Origin of the sequence: Mycobacterium sp. E2462 (assembly GCF_001672685.1) — a bacterium.
Classification (GTDB): domain Bacteria; phylum Actinomycetota; class Actinomycetes; order Mycobacteriales; family Mycobacteriaceae; genus Mycobacterium.
This window is the reverse complement of the sequence record NZ_LZKC01000197.1, coordinates 19,638-33,963: the sequence shown is the minus strand read 5'-3', so window position 1 is coordinate 33,963 and position 14,326 is coordinate 19,638. Positions and strand designations below refer to the sequence as shown.

Below are 14,326 nucleotides of genomic sequence, written 5' to 3'. Positions count from 1 at the left end.
CGGCTGCGCGGTCTCGGCTGCGCGTCATCCCCCGGCCAGGCGATATAAGTCCCGATTCTATCGCCACCGACCGCGGCCGCTTCGCAGCCTGCGCCGCGATCACGCCCCGCGCCACCGCCTGATAACAGAGCGATTGCTCTGTTATGGTGTCCGCATGCCTCGACCGCGTGTCCACGACCTGGACAGCGTGCTCGACGCCGTCGAAGAGCTCGCGGTGCGCGCGGGGCCGGCCGCGGTGTCTATCCGTGCGATCAGCGCCGCGGTCGGTGGCGATAGAATCGGGACTTATATCGCCTGGCCGGGGGATGACGCGCAGCCGAGACCGCGCACGCGCACCTGTCCCGGCCGCGCCTTCTGCCGGCCCGTGCGGGCGGCGGCGCGGCCGTCGGGCGCTAGTCAGCACGAAAGGATTGAGTAATGACAGAACTGGTTACCGGCAAAACACTTCCGAACGTGGTCGTCACCGGCATCGCGATGACGACCGCGCTGGCCACCGACGCCGAGAACACCTGGAAGCTGCTGCTGGACGGCCAGAGCGGTATCCGCAAGCTCGAGGACCCATTCGTCGACCACTACGACTTGCCCGTCCGCATCGGTGGACATCTGCTGGAAGAGTTCGACGCCGGCTTGACGCGCGCCGAGCGGCACCGGATGGGTTATCTGCAGATGATGTCGACCGTTCTCGGCCGGCGGGTGTGGGAGAACGCGGGTTCGCCCGACGTCGACCCCACCCGACTGCTGGTATCCGTCGGCACCGGCCTCGGCTCGGCCGAGCAGATCGTCTACAGCTATGACGACCTGCGGGCCCGCGGGCTGCAGGCGGTGTCGCCGCTCGCGGTGTCGAAGTACATGCCCAATGGGGCGGCGGCGGCGGTGGGCCTGGAGCGGCACGCGAAGGCCGGGGTGCTGACGTCGGTGTCGGCGTGCGCCTCGGGGTCGGAGGGTGTCGCGCAGGCTTGGCGCAACATCGTCTTCGGGGAGGCGGACATCGCCATCTGCGGCGGCGTCGAGGTGAAAATCGAAGCCGTCGCGATCGCCGCGTTCGCCCAGATGCGCATCGTCATGTCGACCAAGAACGACGACCCGCAGGGCGCCTGTCGCCCCTTCGACCGCGACCGAACCGGCTTCGTGTTCGGCGAGGCCGGCGCGCTGATGGTGATCGAGACCGAGGAGCACGCGAAGGCCCGCGGGGCCAACATCCTGGCCAGGATCATGGGGGCCAGCATCACCTCGGACGGTTTCCACATGGTCGCTCCGGATCCCAACGGTCTGCGTGCCGGGCATGCGATGTCGCGGGCCGTCCAGCTCGCCGGCCTGAGCCCCAGCGATATCGACCACGTCAACGCCCATGCCACCGGTACCTCGGTGGGTGACGTGGCCGAGAGCAAGGCCATCAACAACGCGCTCGGCAGCAACACTCCGGCCGTGTACGCGCCCAAGGCGGCGCTGGGCCACTCGGTCGGTGCGGTCGGGGCGGTCGAATCCATCCTGACCGTCATGGCGCTGCGCGATCAGGTCATTCCGCCGACGCTGAACCTCGAGAACCTGGACCCCGAGATCGACCTTGACGTCGTTTCGGGCAAGCCTCGCCCGGGCAAGTACGACTACGCGATCAACAACTCGTTCGGCTTCGGCGGCCACAACGTCGCGATCGCCTTCGGCAAGTACTGACCGGCGCCGCCGGGCGTAGCGGCCTGCAGCGCTGCGCCGCACGCGCGTTAGTGTGCTCTGGTCGACCTCAGTCAACGGGCCGACAGGAAAGTTGGGCACATTCATGACCGCAGCAGCAGAGGTGTCAGCGCTCGAATCGCGGGTCGGGCACTACTACCGAGTCGACCACACGTACCGGGTCGGCCGCGAAAAGGTGCGCGAGTACGCGCGGGCGGTGCAGGACTACCACCCGGCGCACTGGGACGTCTCCGCCGCCGCGGGGTTGGGCTACTCGGGCCTGGTCGCGCCCCTGACCTTCACGTCGATCCCCGCGATGGCGGCCAACCGCCACCTGTTCGAATCGGTGGTCGTCGGCTACGAGACGTACCTGCAGACCGAAGAGGTCTTCGAGCAGCACCGGCCGATCGTGTCCGGCGACGAATTGAGCGTTGACGTCGAGTTGTCCGCGGTGCGCAGGATCGCCGGCAGGGACCTGATCACCGTTACCAACACCTTCACCGACGCGGACGGCGAGCGGGTGCACACCCTGCACACGACGGTCGTCGGTGTCACCGCCGACGACGTGGACCCGGCGATCCGCACGACCGTGCAGAACGTCATGATGCACGACGTCAACCTGCTTGGCGTCGACGAATCCGGCGGGGGCTACCACAAGACCGTGCGCCCCGATGGCGCGGATCGGATCGCGCAGGCGGGCACGTCCCGCACACCGGCCACCGCCGCCTTTGACGACGTCAGCGTCGGGGACGAGCTGCCGGTACATCACGCGCGACTGTCCCGCGGCGACCTGGTCAACTACGCCGGCGTCGCGGGGGACGCCAACCCGATTCACTGGGACGAGCAGATCGCCAAGCTGGCCGGCATGCCCGACGTGATCGCCCACGGCATGCTCACCATGGGCTTGGGCGCCGGGTTCGGTTCCCGATGGTCGGGCGACCCGGGGGCGGTCACCCGCTATGCGGTACGGCTGTCGCAGCCGGCGGTCGTGTCGGCCGCCGAGGGCGCGGACATCGAATTCAGCGGCCGCGTCAAGTCGCTGGATCCCGCGACCCGCTCCGGCGTCGTCATCGTCGGCGCGAAGTCGGGGGGCCGCAAGATCTTCGGCCTGGCCACGCTCAGCATCCGCTTTCGCTGACACCTGACCCGACGCGCCGGTTCGGTCAGTGAACTGGCTCTGCCGTACCCTGGACGGATGGCTCTGCGGCGTGAGTACGACAACGAGGTGTGCCCGGTGGCACGCTCGCTCGAGGTCATCGGCGAACGGTGGACCTTACTCATCATTCGGGACGCGTTCTACGGCGTGGTTCGGTTCACCGACTTCCGGGAGCATCTGGCGATTCCGCCGGCGGTGCTGACCGAGCGCCTGAAGTTGTTGGTGGAACACGACATCATGACGACGTCCGTCGGCGCCAGTGGGCGCAGCGAGTATGCGCTGACCCACAAGGGTGAACTTCTCTGGCCCGTTGTCTGGGCAATGATGCACTGGGGCAACGAGTTCTACGTCGAACCGCCGTTGCGCCGCCCGATTGTCCATGTCACCTGCGACGGTCAACTCACCCCGCTGGGCAATTGCGGAAGGTGCGGTGCGGTACCCGCACCCCGGGATCTCGAAGTTCACCCTAGGCGGGACACCTCGACGGATTCGGCGCGTGACGACCGGGTCAGCCGGCTGCTGCGCAAGCCGCACCGCATGCTGCATCCCCTCATCGACGCGGCCTGAGAGCGCCGGCCGGCGCGCCGAGGCGGGACCGCCACCGCGCCCCCGCGCGCAGGTTCGAACTTCGGTGGTTGAACTTCATTGAATGAACTTGTACGGTGAGGGTAGGCGCACACCGACGCCGCTCCCGGACAAACCACCTCACGAACGGAAGTGCAACGATGACAACCGATTACGACGCCGTCACGGTGGAATCCTGCACCGAGCATGTGATCCGGCGCCTGCAGGTGCCTCTCGGTCGCCCGTTCGCAGACGCCATCACGGACTTCGAAAGGGTCGTCCCGCCGATCGACCCTGCCCGCTTCCAGGCCCTCGACAGCTGGGAGGCGAACCTGCGGCTGGCCGACACCGAGGCGCCGCTGGGATTGATGCGCTTCGGCTCCATCGATGTCCTGGCCTACCTGCGCACCTCCGGCACCGACCGTCCCGGAGTGGAGTATTTGGCCGGCAACCACACCATTGCCGAGCGGATGTACCGGCACGAACCGGCGACCATGCTCTACGCGCCGCTTCGGCTGTTCATCTTCGCCGCAGATGACGGTCAGGGTGTCCTGGTCATCGATCAGCCCAGCACGCTCTTCGGCAGCCTCGGTGGCAACCCGGACGTGGCGGACGTCGGCCGGGAGCTGGACCAGAAGATCGCCAGCGTGCTGGCAGCGATGGGAGTCAAGGCCCCCGCCGTACTGCTCGGGCAGCCGTCGGGCTCGTAACTGGTTTGCCCACAACGCCTGTCATCCGCTAGTCAGCCGAGGACCGCCATGCACCCGTTACGCGCCCTTCGTGACCGCGGCAACGTCACCGCCGCGGAGATGACCGCGCTTCTCGCGGACGACGTCGAGTTCCACACGCCGATCCTGACCAAGGTCGTGACGGGTCGTGAGCTCATCGGCGCGATCTGGGCGCTGTCCTCACACGTGCGTAACGGCCGCTACGTGCGCGAACACAAGCTCGACGAGCGCACGACGTTTCTGCAATGGCGCGGAGAGATCGAGGGCCGGGAACTCGAGATCTTCGAACTCGTCGAAGACGATGACAGCGGGATGATCAGGAAACGAACCGCCGCCTACCGGCCGCTACCCGCCGTCGAACTCTTCCGCTCGGCCATGTACCCGAGCATCAAAGACTGGCTCGGACCCGAGTACTTCAACTACGCCGCCGCCGACGACCAGGCACGTCAGGACGGCTAGGCGACGGCGACGGTCGGTCCGCGGGTGCGCCGTCATCGGCCGCTCGCGCCGCCCTGCCGGCGACAACGGTGGCGGCGATGGCCAGGCCGATGAAGCCGACGAGTCCTGCGCCGGCGCTGCAGACGACGACCAGTCGCCACCCCTGGCCCGCGGCGACAACCATCGCCGCGCACGTCGCGACGTTCAACAACGCAATCAGCGGGACCACGCGCAGCGCCGCGCGGTTGCCGGCCCTCCAGGACTGCTCGGTGCGCAGCGTCGAGGGCGTCCGGATGCCGAGGTGCGGGTTGCGAGGGAGCTCATCGCGCGCGGCGCGCCACCAGTTGCCAGTGATCAGCAGGCTCAACGCAGCCAAGGCGACCCCGATGACTACCGCCATCAGTAGCGCCTGATCACGTACCGACTGCATCGCGTCCCTCGTCCGGCTCCGCCACGCCGCCGGTTGCTCCAGCAGCTTCCGCCCGTCAGGACGATTCTGAGCCCTGGCCGCGGTGTTGGGCACCAGCGGTAGCAAAACGCGCCGATTGGGTAGTCCGGTCAAGACGAATCGTTTACTACAGCACGCCGAACAGGGGGCAACATGTCGTCACCGGATCCGCACGCCAGCACCGAATCCGAGGCCGAGGAGATCGCTCAAACGCCCGCGACTCCCGGCGCCGAAGCGTTGCCGACCGCTGACCAGGACGCATCCGATCAGTCCCATTGAGGACGCCGGGTCCGGGTGCACCCGGAAGGCCCCGGACGAAGTGAATAAACAGCGAACGAGCGGGGGCACGCCGTTTCCGCACCAACACGAGTCGAAAGGCAGGAACCAATGGCTGAACAAGAGGGGCCGCGGTGGGACGTCAGCCTCAAGGACAAGTTCGTCTATCTGGAGCGCATATCGGACAAGGATGAGCGGGTCTTCGACGACACGCTGACACCGGAGGAGGCCCGCAAGCTCGGCGGGTTGTTGACGAAATACGCGGACCAGGCCGGGGAATCAGAGAAATCCGGTGACGATGAACGGGACGGCGATGAACGGGACGAGGCCAAACATTCCGGCGACAGCGACGACTCCAAGGACGACGCGGACGAGGGCTAATTCCTGGCGGCGCGCAGTGCCAGCCCCCTGTCCACCCTCGCATCGACCCGCGGTCGGTCGCCTCGCAGGTAGGTCCGCTCCAGCCGATCGATGAGCTCTTGAGCCGCCTGGATGTCGCGCCGCAGTGTTGCCGCCTCCCCGCGCAGCGCGCCGGCGCGCGCATTGCTGGCGGTCGCCGTCTGCCGTTCCAGCCACGCGAGCCTGCTGGTCGTCGCCCCCTCGTGTCGTCGCAGTGCGCGAATGAACTCGACAGCCTGCGCTGCCTGCCATTCGGCCACCGGCTGATGTTCGCCCACCCGGGTCGGTTACCCCACGGCGTGATCCGGAAAGCGTGCGCATCGCAACGTTTACGCCCGGGCGCGGGGCTCACCGATTCGTCGCGTCGTCGGCGGCGGCACCGCGGCGCAGCAGCGCCATCGACCGACGCATGGTGGTGCGCGTCCGCGTTGTATCCCCGACGTGGACGTGTTCCAGCACAGCCATCGCGAACACGCCGTAATAGGCCTGTTCCAAAGCGGCCGTATCGGCGGTCGACCGGATCGACCCGTCGCCCTCGGCCTCGCGCAGGATACGGCGCAGCCGTGCGCGCAGCTCGACCACTTCGGGAAACTTCGTCGTCGGATAACGGAGCAGCAGCGTGTAGTACCCGCCGATGTTGTCGACGTCGGCGAAAAACATCGTCAGGCAGTCGTCGTAGAACGCCTCGACGCGCCGCAGCGGCGGTTTCCCTTCCGACGCGCGAAGAAAGCCGTTCCACCGCGCGGCCAACCGCTCCCCGAATACCTGTAGGAGCAGCTCGTCTTTGTTGGAGGCGTATAGGAAGATGGTGCCCAGGGCGACGCCGGCGCGTTCGGCCACCTGCCGCATGGTGACCGCGGACAGCCCGCCGGCCTCGACGAGATCCCAGGTCGCGGCGAAGACGGCGTTGCGGCGGCGCCGGCTCTCGTCTTTACGGCCACCCACGACAGCGCAACCCTTCAGACGCGGTTGACCGGGTAATGCGGCGCCTCACCGCGCAGCACCCGGGCCACCTCGGCGAAGCTCTTGACCATCGTCTCGCCGAGCGACTCCCTGCTCCAGTGAGCGGCGTGCGGGGACAGCAGGACACCGTCGACCTTGAGCAGTGGGCTGTGGGCGGGCAGCGGCTCGGTCTCGAAGGTGTCGAGTGCCGCACCGGCGAGGCGCCGGGATCGGATGGCCTCCGCGAGCGCCACCTCGTCAACGAGCCCCCCGCGTGACACGTTGACCACGAACGCTCCGCGTTTCATCCGCGACAGTGCCGCGGCGTCAAGCAGGTGCCGCGTGCACGACGTCAACGGAATATGAAGCGACACAACGTCGCTGGCCGTGATGACGGCGTCGAGGTCCGCCAGTGTCACGCCCAGCGCGGCGGCGTCCTCCGGTGACACCGCGGGATCGTGGGCGATAACGGAGAAACCGACGGCCCGGGCCGCCGTCGCGACGCGGCGACCGATTCGCCCCAACCCGATTAGGCCAAGGGTCTGCACGGCGGGCCGGTGCAGCGACATGCCCAGCCGCCCGTCACCGAATCGGCCGGCGCGCACAGTGGCATCCCACGCGACGAGCCCGCGGGTCAGGGCGAGAATGAACGCCATCGCGTGCGCGGCGACCTCGTGGAAGTTCGCGTCCGGCACGTTCGTCACCTGAATGCCCGCCCGGGTGGCCGCCTCGACATCGACGACGTCCACGCCGATACCGCAGCGGTGGATGACCCTGCAACGGGCGAGCTCCGAGATAAGCTGCGCCCGAATCGGTTCCACGGCGACGATCAATGCGTCGGCGTCGCGGGCCGCCTCGGCGAGCGCCTCGGCCGAACCGTCCGACACCGTGACGATGTCGGCGATGTCACGCAGGGGGGCCGTGACCGCGTCCGGCGGCGTCATCGAGGGATTGGTGAGAAGCGCTTTCACGCGTCGACCTCCGCCGCCAGTTCGTCGGTGAGCTTGCGGGCCGCCTTGGCGCCCGCCGCCAGCCACTGGCCGTCGGAGCCGTAGACCTGTAGCCGCACCCCGGCACGCGTCATCAGCCGCGCATGCTCCGGACTGAACACGGCTCCGGCGAGCACCTTGTGCTGCGCACGCGCGGCGGCCGCGATCGTTGCAACCGCCGAGAGGGTGGCTTCCGCGCTGATGCCCTTCAGCACGTTGCCGTCCCGAACCGCGCCGATGCCGAGCGCGAGATCGATCGGGCCGACGAACAGGCCGTCCACCCCAGGGGTGGCGGCAATGGCGTCGACCTCCGCGAGCCCCCGGGCCGTCTCGATCATGACCAGCAGCACGGGACCGTCACCAGGGACAAAGCCCGCTCCGGCCGAGGGACGCAGGGGCCCGAACGACCGTTCGCCGTGGGGTGGGTAAAGCATTGCGGAGGCGGCAGTCTCGGCCTCGGCGGCCGTGTTGACCATGGGGACGATGACTCCGGCGGCGCCCAGGTCTAACGCGCGCATGATCTGCCACGGCTCGTTGGCCGCAACCCGGACGAGCGCGGGTTTGTCGTGAAGCGCAGCCGCGCGCAGCATCGGCAGCAGCGAGCCGAGATCGGCCGACCCGTGCTGGCAGTCGATGACCACATAGTCGAGGTCGAGCTTGGCCAGTGCCTCGACGGCGTGGGGATCGGTGAAGGTGACCCACGGACCGGTGGTCAACGCGCGTTCGGCGAGGGTTCGTCTTAGCGGCGACTTCGGTTGTGGCGCTTGAGGTGTGCTTATGGTTAACCTCCTTAGTCAGCGGGGCACCGAGCACGCCAGCAGCCGGGCCGGAGTGTCGACGAGGATCTGGTGCAGGTCGGCGTCGGAGACGCCGGCGGCGCTGAGCGCGGGTAGCACCTCGGTGGATATGTAGGTAGGTTCCCAGTGCGGGTACATCGCGGTGCCACCCCCGGGTTCGAGCCAGTCGGTGTGCAGCATCGCGTCGTGCGACACCACGATGCGGTCGGCGTATCCCTGGTCGCACAGGGTGGCGATCACCGCGACCCGCTCGTGCATCGTGGCGGCACCCTCGACGTCGTAGCCGAACCGGTCCGACGCCATCGTCGCCCCGGTGTCCATGAGCGCCTTGAGATAGTCGATGTCGGTGGTATCGCCGCTGTGCCCGATCACCACCCGGGTGAGGTCCATTCCCTCAGTGGCGAACAGGTCGAGTTGCTCAAGGCCGCCCCGCACGTGTGGATCGGAATGCGTGGTGATCGGGACGCCGGTCTCGCGCGCGGCGATCGCCGAGGCGCGTAGCAACCCCTTGGACCCGCGAGTCAGGCCGGCCGGACCGGTGACGCACTTGATGATGCCGGCGTGGACCCCGGTGTGGCCGATACCGTCGACGATGTCGGCGATGAACACGTCGGCGAAGAAGTTGCGTCCCTGCCGGCGGGCCAGGGCCTGCCGAATCTCGAAAGTCTTGGAGGGCAGGTCCTCGGTGTAAAACCCGGTGGCGACAACGATATTGAGGTCTACGCGCGCGTTGACCTCGACCAGGGCGGGCACATCGCGGTCGTGGCCGAAGACGGTGACGTCGACGATGGTGTCGATACCGGCGTCCTTCACCTGTTGCAGACGCGCCACCACGCTGTCCAGCGCCGCCTGCTTACCACGCGGATAGGCCAGTTCGGGACGGTCGTTGGCCAGCGCCGCGGACACCGCGAAAACGTGCTCGTGCATCAGCGTGCGGCCAAGGCCATTGGCGCGTCGTCGGCCCCGGATGGTGGCGACGGTGCCGTCGGTGGTCACAGTCGGCCCTGCGGCTCGAATGGGCGCTTCGAACAGTTCGTCATCACCAGGCGCTCCCGGCCAGCGAGTGAATGCGGACGGGCAAGACGTCCCAGCCCTTTTGAAAGCTGGACGCGCTGCGCACGGCGGCGGCTTCGTCGAAGTCGAACTCGTCGACGGCGTCTAAGAACTCCTGCAGGATCACGCGGCCTTGCATCTTGGCCAAGTGGATACCCATGCAGAAATGACCGCCGTGGCCGAACGAAAGAGTCCGCTTCATCCGCCGATTCCACCGGAACACGTCGGAATCGGGGAATTCGCGGGGGTCACGCTGTGCCGACTGGATCAGGAAGATGATCCGCTGGCCTGGCGTCAGGTGCTGACCAAGCAAATCCACGGGTGCGGTCACGGTGCGTGAAAACCATTGTGCGGGACCGCAGTAACGCGACATTTCGTCGAAGGCCGGAGGCGTGTTGGTGCCCAGGTCGGCGCGAACGGCCGCGAGCTGGTCGGGGTTCTTGGTCAACTCCCACAGCCCGTGGGAGGTCACCTTGGGCACCGTCTCGACGCCGCCGATCAGGGGCACCAGAAGTTGAGCCGCCACCTCGCGGTCGGACAACGAGCGGCCCTCGAACACCGCGTTGATCACCGCGTCGACGAAGGGATGGCTGCCGTCCGCGCCGGCCTCGCGCCGCGCCGCCACAGCCGCGTGGGCGGCGCGGTTGATCCGCTTGAGCCCATCGATCGGGTTCAGGCCCAGACCCTGGTTGCCGATGGCGGCCGAGGACTCGTTGATCGCGTCCCGCAGGTCGCGAGCCGCTTCGGCCGGAAGGCCCGCGAGGTGGCACATGGTCTTTGCCGTCCAGAGCCCGAACAATTCTGGAAGGTTGAATTCCCGCCGGGCCAGCGCGTCCGGCAGGTCGGCGCGGACCAGCTCACGGAACCAGTCCTCGAGGCGCGAGACGGGCCGTGGCCGAAACGCATGGTTGACGAACCCGCGGAGCCGGCCTTGGTGAGGTTGGTCGACCCGGGTGAAGCCGCTGACCGGCGACAGCCCCGCGGGGGGCACCGGCCCGTCGTTGCGCGCCAGCATTTCCGCCTTCGTGGGCACCGTGCCCTCGCGGGCCTCGAACGGCATCTCCGGGTCGCCGAGCAAGCGGTACACGTCCTCGAACCGCGAGACGACCCACATGTCGTAGTCCTCGACGTAGTACAGCGGATGCTCGTCGCGTAGCCACGCGTAGTACGGGTAGGGATCCTCGAGGCACTCGGGCGAGAACGGATCGTAATGCGTGATTGCCGCATCAGCCGCGCGCGTCACAGGTCCGCCCTTCATTTCACTGAACGTGTTCAGTGAAGTTTGTCGGACTATGCCGGTATCAGTCAACCCGCGGCGCCCGCCCGCCCCGCTTGCCGGCCGAAGGGCAGCTCGGGCCGCGGATGCCGCCAACCCGCGCGTCGGGGCGCCCCCCGTATCGCGCGAAGTCGATGAGAATGACACCGACACCTTGTCACCCCAACGATGGCATCGGCGTCGGTGCGCGACGGGTGCGCGACCACCGGTCCATCTCTTCCAGCGCTGAGAGGCAGGGCAATTGAACGCGACGTGGGTGGTTCCCTTCATCATCATCGGGGGAGCCCTTCAGACCTGTGGGGCCGCAATGAACGGGCAACTTTACAAACACCTGATCAACCCGTGGCTGGCGTCCACGGTGTCGTTCGCGTTGATCACGATCTTTTTTCTGGCGATGTTTCTGATCCTCCCGCACCCGCTGCCCACCTCGGAGAACCTGGCGTCGATGCCATGGTGGGCAGTGGTCGGTGGGCTTGTCGGAGCGGTGCAGGTCTATGCGGGCCTGACCTTGGTCACCAAAGTCGGTGCCGGCTCGTTTGTCGGCATCACGGTCACCGCGGCGCTCATCATGTCGTTGCTCGTCGATCATTTCGGCTGGTTCCGCATCGAGGCCCACCCGATCACGGTGTGGCGAATCCTGGGGGCGGTGTTGATGATTGGCGGTGTCACGTTGATTTCGCGATTCTGAGCGGCCGCGCGCCGCGGCGGTACCGGCCGCGGTTCGCAGCGCGCCGATGCGACGCCCCTGTGATCTATTCGCCGTCAGCTTCGCGCGACGGTTGCGTCCTGCCCGTGAACTGGTCGACCAGCAGTCGCGCGCGTGCGTCGACATGGTCCGGGCGCAGTCGACCGGTCGCGCCGAGGGTGACCAGTCCATGCAACGCGGCCCAGAAGACCTCGGTGAGTGTGTCCGCGTCCCGCCCACGGGCGACGCGACCGACCGCCTCTCGTAACGCCGTGAACGCCTCCAACAGCTCGGGAGGCGTGGCCGCGGCGGCGAAGCGCAGCGCGGTCGCGCGGGTGAACATCGCGTCATAGGCGGCCGGGTTGTCGCGCGCGAATTGCAAGTACGCCTGCACAATTCGATCGAGCACTGCGTCCGGCCCCGCGACCGTATCCCGCGACACCGCCCGCATCGCGGCGGCGAGCTCCGCGTAGCCGTCGAGCGCGACGGCGTCCGCGATCTGTTCCATGCCGGCGAAGTGCTTGTAGAGCACGGGCTGGCTGTACTCGATCTCGGTGGACAGCCGCCGAGTGGTGACCGCATCCCACCCCTCGGCCTCCGCCAGCGCGCGAGCGGTGGTGACGATCAGCCGCCGCCGGGCGGCCTGTTCCCGCTCGCGCCGATCCTTCGTGGCCATACCCGACAGTATCACAGCTAGTTTAGCTAGCGATGCTATTGACTCCGTCACGCGACGGGGTTAGCGTTGCTAGCAGTCAGACCGAGGGAGACCACCAGCATGTTTCAACTCAGGAGCTACACCCTGCGATCACCCGACGCGCTCCGGCGCTACGCCGCGGTGCACTGGGCCCGACACGTCACCACCTTCGCAACGTTCGGCGTCACCACTCACGGCGTCTGGACCGAACACGGCGCGAACCGGTTGCTCGCACTGATCGACTATCCGCCGGGCGCCGACCCCGACGACGTCACCCGGCGGGTCATGTCCAGCACCGAATTCACCACGGACATGGCCGGATTCGACGTCGCCGACATCCTCGACGTGCAGTCGACCCTGCTCACCCCGACGCCCTACTCCCCCATCCACTGAGCACAGTCAAGGAGTTTTCGACATGACCATCACCACGACCATCGGCTACGTCCTCGCCGGGTTGCTCGCCGCGGCCATCATCGCCATCGGCACACGCTTCCTCGCCGCGCCACGCGCTGCCGCCGCCGGATACGGGGTGCTCCCCGACATCGACCAACCCGGAGTCCGGGCTTACCTGAGCGTCAAGGGAATCCGCGATATCACCACGGGCCTGTTCGTGATCGTCCTGCTGAGTGCGCACGCGACACACCTCGCCGGCTGGGTGATGCTGGCCGCAACGCTCATCCCGATCGTCGACGCCACCATCGTGTTGCGCAACGGCGGAGCCAAATCGATCGCCTACGGAGTGCACGGCGCCACCGCCGCGGTCATGCTGTTAACCACCGCACTGCTGCTCGTCGCCTGAACGCGCACCGCCACCACGCCCCCCGCCCGCACCGCGCCGAAGGTGACCGAAACGCCATGACCGAGACCCGAACCGATCTGTACTCCCGGCCCGGAAGCGACACCTACCGGGCCGCGACCACCCCGCACAACGCCGCGACCGTCCAACGCCCGGCCATGGTCGCGCACCCGCGCAGCGCCCAGGAGGTGGCGCAGGCCGTCGCGTGGGCCGAGCGGCACCAGCTCGGTGTGGTCGTGCAAGCGAGCGGGCACGGCGCCGGCGGGCCGGTCGACTCGGACCATTTGCTGGTCGACACGTCGGCGTTGAACACCGTCCACATCGACGCGCCCGCTCGCGTAGCGCGCGTCGGCGCCGGTGCGACCTGGTCACAGGTCAACGCGCGGGCCGAAGGTGCCGGGTTGCTGGGGCTGGCGGGGACGTCACCCACGGTGGCCGTCGCGGGCTACACCTTCGGCGGCGGCGTCGGCTTCTTGACGCGCCCGCACGGAATGGCCAGCTCGTCGCTGCTCGCTGTCGACTACGTCGATGGCCACGGCGCCCTTCGGCGGGCGGCGGAGGACGCCACCGACGCGGTCGACCGCGACGCACTGTGGGCGTTCCGCGGGGGTGGCGGCACCGGTCTGGCCACCTCGTTGACGGTCGAGCTCGTCGCCGTCGACGACCCGTGGGCCGGTTATCTGCTGTGGAGCATCGACGCACTGGAAGCCGTCGTCGACGCCTGGGCGACGGCCATGGGCCACGTGGGTGCGGCGCTGTCGACGAGCTTGAGTGTGTTGCGCACACCGCCGGGCTCGCCGGCCTTCCCGCCCCCGCTTCAAGGCGTTCCCGTCGTGCATTTGGCGTTCGCCTCACCGCAAGGCCCAGACGCCGCGCTGCCGCTGCTGCAAGCCTTGTCGGCGGCGCCGGCGCCTGCGGTCAACAGCCAGTGGGCGCCCGCTGACGCCGCCCGGCTGGCCCAGATCCACCTCGACCCACCGGGCGCGGTCCCCGCTTTGGGCACGGGCCGATGGCTGGGGCCCAACGGCCCCGACGTCGCGGCCGCGGTGTTTCGCACCGCCGCCAGTGCCGATTCGGCGGTGGCGATGGTCGAGTTGCGCAACCTGGACAACGACGCGGCCGCCCGGAACGGCGCGCTGACCGCCGTCCCGGCACCGTACCTGTTGCACGCGGTGGGCATCGCAGGCGACGCCGCGACGCGTGCCCGCACCGAGGATGGCTTGGCCCGGGTGCTGTCGGCGGCGGCCGCCGCCGACACCGGGCGGTCCTCGGCGCCATTCGCCGACGGTCGCGCGGCAGATCCCAACGGGCTCGACCCGGACGACCTGCAGCGGCTGGCCGACATCAGCGCCGCCGTCGACCCCGATCGGCGCATAACGCCCACCCGGATACTCGCTGCGCACACGGCGAGCTGAGC

Annotated in this window: 18 protein-coding genes and 1 pseudogene; 11 read left to right on the top strand and 8 right to left on the bottom strand. The window is 68.3% G+C overall.

Annotated elements, in window-relative coordinates:
- Window positions 1-154: 154 nt before the first annotated feature.
- The 6 genes and pseudogenes from A5714_RS27075 to A5714_RS10000 all read left to right on the top strand — a co-directional run.
- Window positions 155-268: pseudogene (locus A5714_RS27075) on the top strand (TetR/AcrR family transcriptional regulator); the annotation flags it as partial.
- A 149-nt stretch (window positions 269-417) separates the two neighbouring features.
- The gene (kasB, locus tag A5714_RS10020) at window positions 418-1,671 is read left to right on the top strand and encodes a 3-oxoacyl-ACP synthase KasB (RefSeq protein ID WP_068284918.1); all 1,254 of its coding nucleotides are present in this window, start codon (window positions 418-420) and stop codon (window positions 1,669-1,671) included.
- 103 nt (window positions 1,672-1,774) lie between these two features.
- On the top strand, window positions 1,775-2,806 hold the full coding sequence (locus A5714_RS10015) for a fused (3R)-hydroxyacyl-ACP dehydratase subunits HadA/HadB (RefSeq protein WP_068284922.1): 1,032 nt from the start codon (window positions 1,775-1,777) through the stop codon (window positions 2,804-2,806).
- A gap of 57 nt (window positions 2,807-2,863) precedes the next feature.
- A complete protein-coding gene (locus A5714_RS10010; RefSeq protein WP_068284917.1) occupies window positions 2,864-3,391 on the top strand; it encodes a helix-turn-helix domain-containing protein in 528 nt (175 codons plus the stop codon).
- A gap of 158 nt (window positions 3,392-3,549) precedes the next feature.
- A complete protein-coding gene (locus A5714_RS10005; RefSeq protein ID WP_068284916.1) occupies window positions 3,550-4,098 on the top strand; it encodes a DUF302 domain-containing protein in 549 nt (182 codons plus the stop codon).
- A 48-nt stretch (window positions 4,099-4,146) separates the two neighbouring features.
- Window positions 4,147-4,575: a hypothetical protein gene (locus A5714_RS10000; RefSeq protein WP_068070625.1), complete on the top strand. Its 429-nt coding sequence runs from the start codon at window positions 4,147-4,149 to the stop codon at window positions 4,573-4,575.
- On the opposite strand, the gene A5714_RS25290 is transcribed toward A5714_RS10000, so the two are convergent.
- A complete protein-coding gene (locus A5714_RS25290) occupies window positions 4,532-4,954 on the bottom strand; it encodes an SdpI family protein (protein ID WP_197513630.1) in 423 nt (140 codons plus the stop codon). The genes A5714_RS10000 and A5714_RS25290 overlap by 44 nt on opposite strands.
- Window positions 4,955-5,389: 435 nt before the next feature.
- On the opposite strand from A5714_RS25290, the gene A5714_RS09990 reads away from it, so the two are divergent.
- The gene (locus tag A5714_RS09990; RefSeq protein WP_068070628.1) at window positions 5,390-5,659 is read left to right on the top strand and encodes a hypothetical protein; all 270 of its coding nucleotides are present in this window, start codon (window positions 5,390-5,392) and stop codon (window positions 5,657-5,659) included.
- Here A5714_RS09990 and A5714_RS09985 read toward each other — a convergent pair.
- From A5714_RS09985 to A5714_RS09960, 6 genes are all read right to left on the bottom strand, one after another.
- Complete coding sequence (locus A5714_RS09985; protein ID WP_156747256.1) at window positions 5,656-5,955, bottom strand: hypothetical protein; 300 nt, start codon at window positions 5,953-5,955, stop codon at window positions 5,656-5,658. The two genes, A5714_RS09990 and A5714_RS09985, sit on opposite strands and share 4 nt — an antisense overlap.
- 70 nt (window positions 5,956-6,025) lie before the next feature.
- The gene (locus A5714_RS09980; RefSeq protein ID WP_068284912.1) at window positions 6,026-6,622 is read right to left on the bottom strand and encodes a TetR/AcrR family transcriptional regulator; all 597 of its coding nucleotides are present in this window, start codon (window positions 6,620-6,622) and stop codon (window positions 6,026-6,028) included.
- Between the two features lie 14 nt (window positions 6,623-6,636).
- On the bottom strand, window positions 6,637-7,590 hold the full coding sequence (locus A5714_RS09975; protein WP_068284911.1) for a C-terminal binding protein: 954 nt from the start codon (window positions 7,588-7,590) through the stop codon (window positions 6,637-6,639).
- Entirely contained in the window at window positions 7,587-8,324 is a 738-nt protein-coding gene (locus A5714_RS09970; RefSeq protein WP_068284910.1) for an HpcH/HpaI aldolase/citrate lyase family protein, read from the bottom strand. Before A5714_RS09970 ends, A5714_RS09975 begins: the two co-directional genes overlap by 4 nt.
- A gap of 78 nt (window positions 8,325-8,402) precedes the next feature.
- Window positions 8,403-9,401 (bottom strand): phosphotriesterase, encoded by a 999-nt coding sequence (locus A5714_RS09965; protein ID WP_082959665.1) that lies wholly within the window; start codon window positions 9,399-9,401, stop codon window positions 8,403-8,405.
- 43 nt (window positions 9,402-9,444) lie between these two features.
- The gene (locus A5714_RS09960) at window positions 9,445-10,716 is read right to left on the bottom strand and encodes a cytochrome P450 (RefSeq protein ID WP_068284908.1); all 1,272 of its coding nucleotides are present in this window, start codon (window positions 10,714-10,716) and stop codon (window positions 9,445-9,447) included.
- Window positions 10,717-10,990: 274 nt separating this feature from the next.
- Between A5714_RS09960 and A5714_RS09955 the strand changes: the two genes are divergently transcribed.
- Window positions 10,991-11,422, top strand: coding sequence for a DMT family transporter (locus tag A5714_RS09955; protein WP_255377967.1), 432 nt, complete (start codon window positions 10,991-10,993; stop codon window positions 11,420-11,422).
- Between the two features lie 64 nt (window positions 11,423-11,486).
- Here A5714_RS09955 and A5714_RS09950 read toward each other — a convergent pair whose 3' ends face one another.
- On the bottom strand, window positions 11,487-12,095 hold the full coding sequence (locus A5714_RS09950; protein WP_068284906.1) for a TetR/AcrR family transcriptional regulator: 609 nt from the start codon (window positions 12,093-12,095) through the stop codon (window positions 11,487-11,489).
- Window positions 12,096-12,194: 99 nt separating this feature from the next.
- Between A5714_RS09950 and A5714_RS09945 the strand changes: the two genes are divergently transcribed.
- Genes A5714_RS09945 through A5714_RS09935 form a run of 3 tightly spaced genes read left to right on the top strand, consistent with a single transcriptional unit; the run spans window position 12,195 to window position 14,324 of the window.
- Window positions 12,195-12,506, top strand: a complete 312-nt coding sequence (locus tag A5714_RS09945) for an NIPSNAP family protein (RefSeq protein ID WP_068284904.1) — start codon at window positions 12,195-12,197, stop codon at window positions 12,504-12,506.
- Window positions 12,507-12,528: 22 nt separating this feature from the next.
- Window positions 12,529-12,912, top strand: a complete 384-nt coding sequence (locus A5714_RS09940) for a DUF4267 domain-containing protein (RefSeq protein ID WP_068070646.1) — start codon at window positions 12,529-12,531, stop codon at window positions 12,910-12,912.
- Between the two features lie 56 nt (window positions 12,913-12,968).
- Window positions 12,969-14,324, top strand: coding sequence for an FAD-binding oxidoreductase (locus tag A5714_RS09935; RefSeq protein WP_068284902.1), 1,356 nt, complete (start codon window positions 12,969-12,971; stop codon window positions 14,322-14,324).
- Window positions 14,325-14,326 lie beyond the last annotated feature (2 nt).

Bases quoted from the DNA above. Each gene is read 5' to 3' on its own strand.
- A5714_RS10015 (WP_068284922.1), top strand. From the start codon at position 1,775: ATGACCGCAGCAGCAGAGGTGTCAGCGCTCGAATCGCGGGTCGGGCAC.
- A5714_RS10000 (WP_068070625.1), top strand. From the start codon at position 4,147: ATGCACCCGTTACGCGCCCTTCGTGACCGCGGCAACGTCACCGCCGCG.
- A5714_RS09960 (WP_068284908.1), bottom strand. From the start codon at position 10,716: ATGAAGGGCGGACCTGTGACGCGCGCGGCTGATGCGGCAATCACGCAT.
- A5714_RS09935 (WP_068284902.1), top strand. From the start codon at position 12,969: ATGACCGAGACCCGAACCGATCTGTACTCCCGGCCCGGAAGCGACACC.
- kasB (WP_068284918.1), top strand. From the start codon at position 418: ATGACAGAACTGGTTACCGGCAAAACACTTCCGAACGTGGTCGTCACC.
- A5714_RS25290 (WP_197513630.1), bottom strand. From the start codon at position 4,954: ATGGCGGTAGTCATCGGGGTCGCCTTGGCTGCGTTGAGCCTGCTGATC.
- A5714_RS09940 (WP_068070646.1), top strand. From the start codon at position 12,529: ATGACCATCACCACGACCATCGGCTACGTCCTCGCCGGGTTGCTCGCC.
- A5714_RS09945 (WP_068284904.1), top strand. From the start codon at position 12,195: ATGTTTCAACTCAGGAGCTACACCCTGCGATCACCCGACGCGCTCCGG.
- A5714_RS10010 (WP_068284917.1), top strand. From the start codon at position 2,864: ATGGCTCTGCGGCGTGAGTACGACAACGAGGTGTGCCCGGTGGCACGC.
- A5714_RS09990 (WP_068070628.1), top strand. From the start codon at position 5,390: ATGGCTGAACAAGAGGGGCCGCGGTGGGACGTCAGCCTCAAGGACAAG.
- A5714_RS10005 (WP_068284916.1), top strand. From the start codon at position 3,550: ATGACAACCGATTACGACGCCGTCACGGTGGAATCCTGCACCGAGCAT.
- A5714_RS09950 (WP_068284906.1), bottom strand. From the start codon at position 12,095: ATGGCCACGAAGGATCGGCGCGAGCGGGAACAGGCCGCCCGGCGGCGG.